Source organism: Pelomonas aquatica, assembly GCF_026712205.1.
In the GTDB taxonomy this organism is placed as follows: domain Bacteria; phylum Pseudomonadota; class Gammaproteobacteria; order Burkholderiales; family Burkholderiaceae_C; genus Pelomonas; species Pelomonas aquatica.
Genome location: NZ_JAPPUW010000011.1, coordinates 185,464 through 196,712, shown reverse-complemented (window position 1 = coordinate 196,712; position 11,249 = coordinate 185,464). Strand labels below are relative to the sequence as shown.

The window sequence follows — 11,249 nt, the reverse complement described above, 5'->3', positions numbered from 1 at the left end:
GGCCTGGTTGCGCGTGCTCTGGCGCGCCTGGACCGATCGCAAGACTTACGACGCCAGCCTTCATCTGTCCGCCCTCAAAGCCACTTCTTCTGGCGGGGGTTGACACTGGATGTCTCATACGTCGATGTCCACGATCTTGCGGATGACGACGATGCCGAAGAACTCGAACAGGCCGATCACCGCCAGCGTGGCCCAGCCCATGCGGGTGCTGAACATCAGGTGCATGGCCGCCGGCTCCATCTTGTTGAGCACCAGCATCAGGAAGAGCGGCAGCGCGCCCACGACCCAGGCCTGCAGCTTGCCCTGCGACGTGAGGGCGCGGATCTTGCCCTCCATGGCCAGCTTCTGGCGCAGGGTCTGGGCGGCGCGCTCCAGCGTCTCGGCGAGCTGGCCCCCGGTCTCGGTGGCGATGCGCATGGCCGAGACGGTCAGCGTCACGGATTGCAGCGGCACGCGCTGGCGCAGGTTCTCCAGTGCATCGTCCAGCGACACGCCCAGGCGCTGCTCGCGCAGCACGAGGTCGAACTCCTGCGAGATGGGCGCGCTCGCTTCCAGCACCAACTGCTGCACGGCCTGCGACAGGCTCACGCCGGCCTTGAGGCCGCCGGACAGCATCTGCAGCGCGTCGGGCAGCTGCTGCTCCAGCTTCTCGATGCGTCGCCGGCGCAGCCAGCGCAACACCACGCGCGGCCCGAAGGCGGTGGCCGCGGCCACGAGCAGGGCCGGCAGCGCGTTGCCCGTCAGCCCCCAGGTCAGTGCGCCCAGCAGCAGGATGAGGGCGACGTTCAGCATGTAGAGCCGCGCCGGGTCGATGAAGAGGAAGAGTTCGCGCAGGTCGACGTGGGCTCGCTCCGTGAAAAGGCGCCGGTAGCGCTCCATGCCACGGCTGACGAGGGAGGCGAGCGACCAGACCAGCAGCACGATGGACAGCGCCACGACACCTGCCACCAGGCTGGCCACCAGCGACGTGCTCATGCCGCCCTCCGGTTGAACAGCGACAGGTCGAAGACCACGCCCTGCTCGCGCAGCTCGTCGTAGAAGGTGGGCACTGCGTCGCAGCCGACGAACTCGCCGACGACCTTGCCGTCCGCACCGAAGCCGCGGGCCTCGTAGCGGAACAGTTCCTGCAGCTGGATCTTGCCGTTCTCCATGCCCGAGACCTCGGTGATGCTGGTCACCTTGCGCGAGCCGCAGGCGAAGCGGGACTGCTGCACGATGATGTCCACGGCCGAGGTGATCTGGTCGCGGATGGCGGCGATGGGCAGGTCCATGCCGGCCATCAGCACCAGGGTCTCCAGTCGGGCCAGGGCGTCGCGCGGCGTGTTGGCGTGCAGCGTGGTCAGCGAGCCTTCGTGGCCGGTGTTCATCGCCTGCAGCATGTCCAGGGCTTCGCCGCCGCGGCACTCGCCGACGACGATGCGGTCGGGCCGCATCCGCAGCGAGTTCTTGACCAGCTCGCGGATGGTGATCGCGCCGCGGCCTTCCACATTGGACGGCCGCGATTCGAGCGAGACCAGGTGCGAGTGGTTCAGCCGCAGCTCGGCCGCGTCCTCGATGGTGATGATGCGTTCGCCGTCCGGGATGAAGTTGGACAGCACGTTGAGCAGCGTCGTCTTGCCCGAGCCCGTGCCGCCCGAGACGATCATGTTCTTGCGCTGGCGCACGCACAGGTCAAGGAACTCGACCATCGCCTCGGACGTGGAGCCGAAGCTCACGAGGTCGTCCGACGTGAGGCGCTTCTTGGAGAACTTCCGGATCGTGATCGTCGGGCCCTTGAGGGCCAGCGGCGGGATGATGGCGTTGACCCGCGAGCCGTCCTTGAGCCGGGCGTCGACCAGCGGCGAGGACTCGTCGATGCGCCGGCCCAGCGGCGCGACGATGCGCTCGATGACGCCCATGATGGCGCGGTCGCTGGTGAAGGCCAGCGGATAACGCTGCAGGCGCCCACCGCGCTCGACGAAGATCTCGTCGGCGCGGTTGACCATCACTTCGGTGACGCTGGCATCGGCCAGCAGGTCTTCCAGCGGCCCCAGGCCGACGGCCTCGTCCAGCACCTCCTTGCGCAGGGCCTCGCGGTCGATGTGGGCGGGCAGATCGTCGAAGCGGTCGAGGATCTCGCGCACCAGGCGCTCGGTCTCGTCGCGCAGCTCGGCGTCGGTCATGCGGGTGAGGTCGCGCCGGCGCAGGTCGATGGTCTCGAGCAGCTGGTCGTGTACATGCTTGCGCCAGGGATGGCGGGCCTGGATGGCCAGCACCTCAACGCTCTCGGGCTCGTTGGACGCGGAGCTCGCGGGCCGGACCTCGGCGGGCTTGGATTGCTGAGGTTCGGCCCGGGCAACGCGCTCCTGGCGCGGCATCGTGTTGGGGCTGCGTGCCGGCGCCGCCAGGTCATCGGCCTCGCGCACGCGCAGCGTGGCGCTGCCGATGCGGATCTGGTCGGCGAAGGTCAGCGGCCCGTAGCGCACGATGCGCGCGCCGTTGACCCACGTGCCGGTGAACTGGCCTGCGTCTTCCAATGCCCAGCCGTCGGCCCCCTCGACGAGGCGCGCATGCGCCTTGCCGACGCGCCAGCCGCGCAGCTGTACCTCGCAGTCCTTGCCGCGGCCGATGCGCAGCTCGCGGGCGTCGAAGCGGTGTTCCTGCGTGTCGCCGTCGGCGTCGGTGACCTGGATGATGAGTTGCCCCATGTCTGTCTCCTCAGGGGGTGTTCATCGGCACCAGCCACTGGGCCAGCATCCAGCCGCGCTTGCCGCCGGCGCCGCTGCCCACCTGCACCGGCAGCCAGGCACCCTGGGCCGGCACCGACAGCCGGCGCACCACGTCGCCACGCACGCTGCGCGACAGCACGGCGGCATTCACATCGGGTGTCAGGCGCAGGGCCAGGGCCTCGGGCAGCACGCGCATCGGGCCGCCGAGCAGTTCGTCGTCGGTGCTGCCCAGCAGGGCCGGGCGCGCCGGGTCGGCGGGTTTGGCCGTCGCTGGGCGGGCGGCGGGGACTTCGAGGTCGCTGGGTCGCCAGGCGACCATGTGCTGCGACAGCACCCAGCCCTCCAGCTCGCCGACCCTGACGTCGACCCAGTGGTTTTCGCCGGCCAGCACGGCGTCGGCCTTGCCCAGCGTCACGGTCGCACCGCGCTCCAGCGCCATCAGCGTCGGGGCGTCGGCGGCCGGGCGGCTGCGCAGCTGCGTCTGCGGCACGGTGACGCGCAGCAGCGCACCCTCCGTCGAGCGGCCCACGCCGGCCGGCGCGGGCGGCTCGACCTGGTTGGCCGGCGCGGCGGCCGGGCCGGGCACGCGCTCCTGCACCTGGTCGGGCCGCTCGTAGGCGACGCCGGGCTGCAGCGGGTCGCTGAGGTAGGGCTGGGGGCCGAGGCGTTCGGTGAGCCGGGCCGTGGTCTGTTGAACGCGGTCGAGGTTGGCCGGTGAGTCGGCCGAGGCGATGCTGGGGGTCACGAAGACCACCAGCTCCGTCTCCTTGTTCTGGTAGCTCTTGGAGCGGAACAGTGCACCGAGGATGGGGATGTCACCCAGCCCGGGAAGCTTGTCGATGTCCTTCGAGGATTCGCGCTGCAACAGGCCGGAGAGCACGATGGTTTCGCCGCTGCGCACATTGAACTCGGTCTCGGTCTTGCGCGTCAGCAGGGCCGGGCCGGCCACCGTGGTGACGGAGCGGTCGATGCTGCTGACCTCGGACTCGAGGGTGGCGCGGATCACGCCACGGGCATCGACGCGGGGCGTGATGCTGAGCCTGACGCCGTACTGCTTGAACTGCACATAGACGCCGTCGCGGGTCGTCACCGCATAGGGGATCTCGCCGCCGGCGAGGAAGCTGGCCTTGGCGCCGTTGCGGGCCGAGAGCTGGGGTTCGGCCAGCAGCGCGGCCTTGCCCTCCTGGGCCAGCAGGTTGAGTTGGGCGTTCAGGCCCATGTTGAGCGCGCTGAGGATGTTCAGCCCGCTGGGCAGGAAGACCGGCCCGCTGACGGGGTTGGTGATCGGCGCCGCGTTGTCGGTGCCGGTCTGGATGTTGACTTGGTAGGGGCCGTCCGAGCCACGGCGGATGGGCGCCCAGATCGCGCCGACCGCGCCGCCGCCGGTGCCGTTCCACTTCAGGCCCGTCTGGGACAGCAGGCTGGTCGGGAACTCGACGACCTTGACGTCCATCGAGACCATCTTTTCCCAGCCGACGCGGTTGGTGAAGTTGACGATCTGCGGGTAGCGCTTGGCCAACTCGTCGATCTTCTGCAGGTCGGTGTCCGACAGCTGCTCGCCTTCGACAATGATGTTGGCGCCGATGACCGAGGCCTTGGCGTTGGGGATGGCGGACAGGAAGGCCGCGATCTCTCGGGCGTAGCGCGAGGTGTCGCCGGGGACGATGTTGATCTTGACCCGCTGGTAGCGGCCATCGGCATTCCAGACGAAGAGCGACGAGGTGCCGACGCCGTTGGCGAACAGGATGACCTCCTTGTCGTCCAGCGCGGCGGCCGACAGCAGCTTGCCGTTGCCCACGGCGATGCGGGCGACGCCGGGCGCGGGGAAGACACGCGACTCGCCGACAAACATCTCGATCTCGGCGATCTGGTTCTCGTCGGCCGTGGCCTGGATGGGTGTGTAGGGTGCGCTGGGGGTGCGGCCGCGCTTGGGCGTGACGGGCTTGAGCGTCTGGGCATAGCCGCCCTCGGGCGTGGGCGCAGGAGCAGGCGCGCCGCCGTCGCTGCCGGTCTCGGCCAGCACGGGCGAGGCGATGAGGGCGAGGCAGATGGACAGGGTGCGGGGCCAGGCCTGGGGTCTCGTGGAGATCACGCGAAGAATCCTTGTCGGGCTATGGGGTGGTTAGGCGCGAGGCGCGGCCAGGTGCTCAGGGCTTGGCGGCGGGATGGGCGGCCGACAGAACAGCGGGCGGTGCGGCGGCAGGGCTGCCGTCGTTGCTATCGCCGCGTTCGCCAAGGCGCGGGATGGGCTTGAGCTCACCACGGCCGCCGTAGACAACGGGCACGCCACGGGATTCGCCGCCGCCGGTGCCGCCCAGGCCGAGCAGCGCGAAGGCGTCGGTGCGGCTCTTGGGCGTGAGGGCGTTGTCGCCCGGCGCGCGCAGCATGGCGGCGAGCTTGCCCACCTCGCGCGCAGCCAGAACGCGGCGGGCATCCTCGGGTGTGGCTTCGAGCGTGATCGTGGTGAAGGTGCGCTTGGTGTTTTCCTTGCCGTCCCAGCCCGCCACGGGGATGGCCTGCGAGCCGGTGGCGAGGATGATCACGTTCTGCAGCAGCGGGAACAGATAGGTCTTGGACTCGCGCCGGGCCGATACGACCAGGTCGATGCGGTCGCCAGGCTGGATCAGGCCGGAGATGGAGTTGACCTCGTCCACCGGCACGGTGATGGCGCGCTGGCCGGTGGGCAGGCGGGTGGAGAAGGACGGCGCCCGCTGGCCCTCGAGCATGGCCCACAGGATCATCTCGCCGCTCGCGGCCGGGTAGGCCAGGGCCTGGCCTTCGACACGGTCGAACTGGGCCGGCGTGATGGCGTTGCTGTGGGCCCAGTCGGCCGGCACCTCGCGCACCGCCACGGCGGCCGAGCTCAGCGTGGCGCCCTTGGGCATGTCTTCCTTGGGCACCACCACCTTGACCATCTTCTGGCCGCGGCTGCGGGCCTCGATGTCTTCGACATGCTGCTCGATATAGCGCTTGACGCCATAGGCCGACAGGCCTCCCAGCACCAGGGCCACGCCGAGCAGCAGCCAGCTTCGATTGATCGCGAATTTCATAGCGGCTTGAGTGGGGTCAGACGGGCAGCGAGACGGCGCCCAGGAACTTGGCGAACGCGGTGCGTATGGCCTTGAGCAGCAGCACGATGACGGAGTCGCTGCCGGCGTTGCCGTCCCAGGGCGCGGCGAGCAGGGCCGTGACGATGCAGGCCACGACGAGGAACTCGACCATGGACTGGCCGCGCTGCGGAGGGATGCGATGCGTGTTCATGGCTGGTCGCCTCGCACGCGGTTGATCAGCACGGTGCGGTAGCGGCCGGCGTCGACCAGGGTGATCGTGGCTTCCTCGTGTGGGCCTTCGGCCCAGAGGGTCAGCGTGGGGTGGCCCTGGGGGCTGGCCTTGTCCTCGCGCACAACGCGCAGGCCGTGCTCGCGCAGCCGCTGCAGCACAGCGTCGCGGTTGGCCTCCAGGCCGACGGTGTTGGCCGCGGTCAGCATCAGCGAGCGCCGGTCGCCGTCGCGGCTCTCCATGGATTGCATCACCGCGGAGTCGGCCGGCAGCCAGCGCTGGGTCTCCTGCAGCGCCGCGCTGCGGCTGTCGCCGGAATCGAGCGAGGTGGTGATGACGGTGGCCTCGACGTGGCCGAGCGCGCCGGCGTGCAGTTGCACCGTCTGGAAGAAGGTGCCCTGCTTGGCCGCAATGACCTGGCTGCCGCGCAGCGAGTTCACGACATGCTGTTTTCCAAAGCGTTCACGGTAGAACGCGAGCGCGTCGTCCAGTGTGCCCGGCAGCGAGAGCTTGAGAATGCGGCTGCGCTTGCCGTTGAGCACGGTGTCGGCGGCCACGACCTCGGCACGGCCGCCGCTGGGCAGCTCAAGCTCCGGCCAGACCAGCGGCGCGGCGCGCAGGGCCGGCGGCAGCAGAAGCAGCGGCAAGGCGAGGCAGGCCAGGGAGCGGCGCATCATCAGCAGCCTCCCACGAGGCGGTCGCAGGGCACCACGTCCCAGTCGAAGGCGCTGACCACGATTGCGGGGTCATTCACCATGGGCGGGATGAGGCCAATCAGGGCGACCACTGGCTTGATCTGTCCGATCGGATAGACCAATACACCGCCGTTTTCGATGCGGCTGCGGATCTGGCCGTTGTTGCGCGCGGTCCAGGCATCGGCCAGCAGCACGGTGCGGCGGGTGGTCGACAGGCCGATCTTGTCGAAGGGGGCGAAGTTGGGGATGTCGGCGGGCTTGATCGTGACCGTGGCGTCGTACCAGTTATGAGTGCCCAGGCCGAGCAGCGGCGCAAAGGCTTTGGTGGCCACCACCGCGTTCTTGTCGGAGACGCTGGTGGAGACTTTGACGTCGTCCTCGAACTTGGCGAGCAGCGGGCGGCCGGCGTTGTCGCTCCACATCGGGTTGCGGTTGGCCGTGAAGTCTCCGGCGGCGTCGCCGGTCTTTACCGGCGCGTCGGAGTTGCTGAAGAAGCGCCGGCGCACCTCCAGGCTGAGCTCGGCATCGCTCTTCCATGAACTGGAGGAGTTGCGCGCCATGCCTTCAAAGGCGACGTAGCGGCTGGCCGCCTCGGTGGCCTGGAAGAGGTCGGCGTATTTGCCGAGCAGCGGGATGGCAATGAAGAGCGGCACCAGCACCAGGGCCGCTACGACGAACTCGACGGTGGCCTGGCCGAGGAGCGTGGTTGGTGACATGGAGCGTCTCATGGCGAGGCCTCCTTGAGGGCCGGCCCGGACCGTTCGCGGTAGGCGATGCCAGTGGGCGGGTCGAAGACGCCGCTGTCGACCTCGACATCGACCTCCAGTCGCTGCAGTTCATAACCCAAGCGCATGCGAGGCGTCGTGGGGACATGGGAGTCCGTAGACAGGGGCTCGCCCCACATGATTTTGGGCAGCCTGGGATCGGGCAGGGCGAAGCAGGCCTGCCTGATGGCAGGGCCGGCGGTGAGTTGGCGCAGCTCGCACTTGAAACCAGCCGCGCTGCCGTTGCCGATGACCGGCCCGAACACCGTCTCGAGCGCATCGGGGTGCGGCGGGTCCTTGAGCGGCGAAGGACGGGGAATGATGGCGTGCGTGCCTTTGGCCGTCTCCAGGGTGGCGCTCCAGCGGTTCAGCCGCCCGGCCTTCCAGTGGGTGATCTCGATCTGGTGCTCGACGTTGCGGCGGTAGTTGCAGGCGCATTCATTGCCATGTTTGAGCTTGGCCGGATCGTCGCAACCATAGAGGGTGGCCTCGGTAAAGGTCGCGGTCTGCGTGGCATCAGGTGTCCTGAATTGAACGCTGCGGGTCCGGGCGGGCTCGTCGTAGCCGGGCCCGAACTCGGGCATGCGCTGGGCGACGCCTTGCTCCATAGCGAATTTGCAGAACTCCTCGATGGCTGCGCGGTCGATGTGGTTGGGTACATGGCCGGCCCCCTCGCTGTAGTGCACCTGTCGCAGGCTGCCCGTGCTGCGGACGCCGAAGCCAGCTGGTGGCTCGACTGGGCTTGCGACAGCAGCCAGGGTGGCTAGCAGCAGTGCTGCCGCGAATGGGACGAGAAGGGTCTGCTTCACGGGATGTCCGGCAGTGCCATGCCGCCCTGTTGAGCCGCGGCCCAGGCGCGGTCGCCCGCCGTGGGGGCAACGAGGCGCACCCGCCAATAGGGGTTGTAGAGGCTGCCGATCTCGGTCTTGCCGTCCGCGCGCTTGGCGATGCGGTCGAAATAGACCTGGGCGCGGGCCAGAGCCATCATCCTGGCGCCCGCCGGCTTGTCGTTGAACAAGGCCAGTTCGCCCGCGGGCTTGGCGCTGGCTGCGCCGCCCGAAGTGAGCAGGTCGCTGTGCTGCTTGCTCACCAGGATGGTGATGCCGGTGCTGAGGTCGGCCTTGGGGTCGAGGCTCTTCAGTTCTCGCGCATCGGGAATGCCTGAGAACCGGTAGTTGGCGGGTTCCTCCATTTCGCTTTCGGCACGGCTTGCGGTTCTGCCGTTTTCACCGTAGGCATTGCCGTGGTAGCCCCGGCCCGCGTCGCCATCGCCGGTGTTGACGTTGACGGCCCCCCAGCCCAAGGGCTCCTGGATGTCGTCGCACCAGGACAGATGCCATTTGCCGCAGCCGAAGGTCTGGCCGTGCAGTTCCAGCGTGTCGACCCCGCGCCATTCGTCGTAGCCGACCAGGTCCGTGCCACCGCGCTTCTTGAGTGCACCGTTCTGGCGCACCAGCGGGATGTCGATGGAGCCGATGGTCCAATTGCGCTCACGGGTGAACAGGTCGCGTGAGCGCATCGTGACGTCCGCGAAGCGGCCGCGCTCGTCGCCCGTTTCGCCATCCCTGGCATAGGACTTCGTGAAATCGCCGAAGTCGTCGAAGTGGCCGGGGACGCGAACTACCTGTGCAGTCAGTGTTGGATCCATGGCCCTGGCCACCTGGTTGGCGATCTGCCCCTGGCGTATGCCCCATTTCAGATTTGAATGGGCCGCTTCCTGGGCTATGGACATGGCCGCCGCCACCGCGTCGTGCAACGTGATGAAGGGGCCGATGATCCCGTATGGCTCTTGGAGAACGTAGTCCGCGTATTCGTTGGCGCTACGTTGCGTGTAGTAGCGCAGCGCGACTTCCGTGACGCCAAATATGCCGACGATCTTGCTGGCCTCGAGGCTCGGTTCCAACATCAAGGCGACGTCACCTGCCGTGCCAGCGATGTTGTCTGCTGCGTTGGCAAAGTAGCGCAGCCAGCTGCCAATGCTGACCATCTGCGCAATGGCAATCTCGTTGGCCACCATGGCCCGGTTCAGATAGGCGTCGTAATTGAGCACCCGGGCCTCGACGATGCCCGCGCTGTAGGCGGCGGCATCGGACGCGTTGGTCACGCGCATCTTCTCGGTCACGGCCTGGCCGCTGTTGACCATGAAATAAAGCATCGCCGCGCTGACCAGCAGCAGTGCCACGGTGGCCATCAGGATCTGCCCGGTCTGCGCGACCCGGCCGCGGCCGAGGACGCGCAGCGCGGTGCTGCCGCGCATGTCTTCGCGGGCGGGGCCGGCGAGCAACGCCGCCAGCAGGCAGAGCAACGCAGCGCCGACGGCGAGGCTGTCGCCCAGCATCGCAAAAGGGGTCAGTCCTTGCCGGGGCTGCAGGCGCGCCGTGCCGGCCGGCACATCCAGCACATGGCCCCGATGATCGACAGCCAGGCCGGGGCCGACGTCAGTGCTGCGCAGCACCGGCTTCTGGAACTCCATCGCGCGTGCCTGCGCCAGCTGCCGGGCCTGGCGGGCGAGGCTGTCGCTGGGGTGGCTGCTGTCGCTGGACAGGTTGACGATGAGTTCGCTGGCGGCGGCCTCCTGGCGCCACAGCGACGCGAAGGCGAGTTCGAAGCAGATGTTGAGGCTGACGCGGTGGCCGCCCAGCCAGAGCGGGTCCTCGGGGCCACTGGCACGCGCCATGTCCTGCGCGCGCATGGGCAGCGAGGCTTGCAACCAGTCGCGCAGCGCCCCCCGCACCGGCAGGAATTCGCCGATGGGGAAGAGCTGGCGTTTCAGGTAGTGCTGGTCGCCTGAGGCGCCGAGTCCCAGCACGCTGTTGTAGAAGCCATCGGGTGCCTGGGCATAGAGGCCCAGCAGCAGGTCGGCGTCGTGCATGGCAAGGCGCCGGCGAGCCTGGTCGAGCAGGCCCGGCGGCAGTGCCTGCTCGGTCTTGGCCAGCATGAGCTGGGGCGTGATCAGAAGCCGGGCCGGCGATTCCGCCGCGGCCTGCATCAGCGTGTTCAGGGCTTGGCCGGTGCTGGCCTCGCTTCCGGGCGGGGCCTGGACGAAGGCGGCCTGGAGTTCTCCGCTGGCATGTGTCCAGTCCAGCCGGCCGAGGGCCGAGAGGCTTAACAACGCGAGCAGGGTCACGGCGGCGCGGCGCCTTGCGGGGCCGCGCTGCAGCAGAGCCAGCAGGGCTACGGCGCACCAGCCCATGGCGAGGCCGGCCAGCAGGCTGCCGCCCAGCGGCAGCAGGCCGGCCAGCGGGCCGGAGGCGGCCTGCAACGGGCCCAGGCGTAGCCAGGGCAGGGCGAGGTCGCTCTGGCCGAAGAGCCATTCCTGCAGCGCGTAGAGCGCAGGCCAGGTCAGGGCCCAGCGCAGCAGGCTGTTGCCGCTGACCCGGGCGCTCAGCAGGGCCGCGCCGGCACCCAGCAGCGCGTGCAGCGGGATCAGCAGCAGGCCGGTGAGCAGCAGGGCGCGGCCGTAGCTGGCTGAAAGGCTGAGAACGAAGCCGGCATAGCCTGCCGCGGCCATCATGGTCGCAAAGCAGGCGCCCGCCAGCGCGAGCCGGGCAGGGCGAAAACCCTGCGCGTTGACATGGCGCAGCAGCGCGAGCTGGGCGACCAGGGCGGCCTGGGCCGTCGCCCAGCCCCAGTCCTGGCCGAAGCTGATGCCCAGCATCAGGCCGAGCAGGGCAGAGCACGCCGCTACGGCGCTGGCTCGCGTCGTCATCAACACTCCCTGGATATTGGATTCCGGTCTGCGCCGGGTTGGCGGCACGCAGGGCGTGCCGCATGCGCCGGCCGCTTCCCGCGGCCGGTCCTGT

9 protein-coding genes are annotated in these 11,249 nt (G+C 69.1%); all 9 read right to left on the bottom strand.

The window, feature by feature from the left end; all coding sequences use genetic code 11:
- Positions 1-114 precede the first annotated feature (114 nt).
- From NYP07_RS13880 to lnt, 9 genes are read right to left on the bottom strand one after another with little or no spacing between them, the layout of a single operon-like run.
- Positions 115-975 carry a type II secretion system F family protein gene (locus tag NYP07_RS13880; protein WP_268151422.1) on the bottom strand — a complete coding sequence of 287 codons (861 nt, stop codon included), beginning with the start codon at positions 973-975 and terminating at the stop codon, positions 115-117.
- Positions 972-2,687 (bottom strand): TadA family conjugal transfer-associated ATPase, encoded by a 1,716-nt coding sequence (locus tag NYP07_RS13875; RefSeq protein WP_268151420.1) that lies wholly within the window; start codon positions 2,685-2,687, stop codon positions 972-974. Before NYP07_RS13875 ends, NYP07_RS13880 begins: the two co-directional genes overlap by 4 nt.
- A 10-nt stretch (positions 2,688-2,697) precedes the next feature.
- On the bottom strand, positions 2,698-4,800 hold the full coding sequence (locus tag NYP07_RS13870) for a pilus assembly protein N-terminal domain-containing protein (protein ID WP_268151418.1): 2,103 nt from the start codon (positions 4,798-4,800) through the stop codon (positions 2,698-2,700).
- Between the two features lie 55 nt (positions 4,801-4,855).
- Positions 4,856-5,758 carry a Flp pilus assembly protein CpaB gene (gene cpaB, locus NYP07_RS13865; RefSeq protein ID WP_268151416.1) on the bottom strand — a complete coding sequence of 301 codons (903 nt, stop codon included), beginning with the start codon at positions 5,756-5,758 and terminating at the stop codon, positions 4,856-4,858.
- 16 nt (positions 5,759-5,774) lie between these two features.
- A complete protein-coding gene (locus NYP07_RS13860; RefSeq protein WP_268151414.1) occupies positions 5,775-5,969 on the bottom strand; it encodes a hypothetical protein in 195 nt (64 codons plus the stop codon).
- Entirely contained in the window at positions 5,966-6,664 is a 699-nt protein-coding gene (locus NYP07_RS13855) for a hypothetical protein (RefSeq protein ID WP_268151412.1), read from the bottom strand. The genes NYP07_RS13860 and NYP07_RS13855 overlap by 4 nt, the downstream gene beginning before the upstream one ends.
- Positions 6,664-7,410, bottom strand: a complete 747-nt coding sequence (locus tag NYP07_RS13850) for a hypothetical protein (RefSeq protein WP_268151410.1) — start codon at positions 7,408-7,410, stop codon at positions 6,664-6,666. The genes NYP07_RS13855 and NYP07_RS13850 overlap by 1 nt, the downstream gene beginning before the upstream one ends.
- Positions 7,407-8,255, bottom strand: coding sequence for a hypothetical protein (locus NYP07_RS13845; RefSeq protein ID WP_268151408.1), 849 nt, complete (start codon positions 8,253-8,255; stop codon positions 7,407-7,409). The genes NYP07_RS13850 and NYP07_RS13845 overlap by 4 nt, the downstream gene beginning before the upstream one ends.
- On the bottom strand, positions 8,252-11,155 hold the full coding sequence (gene lnt, locus NYP07_RS13840; protein ID WP_268151406.1) for an apolipoprotein N-acyltransferase: 2,904 nt from the start codon (positions 11,153-11,155) through the stop codon (positions 8,252-8,254). Before lnt ends, NYP07_RS13845 begins: the two co-directional genes overlap by 4 nt.
- Positions 11,156-11,249: the final 94 nt, after the last annotated feature.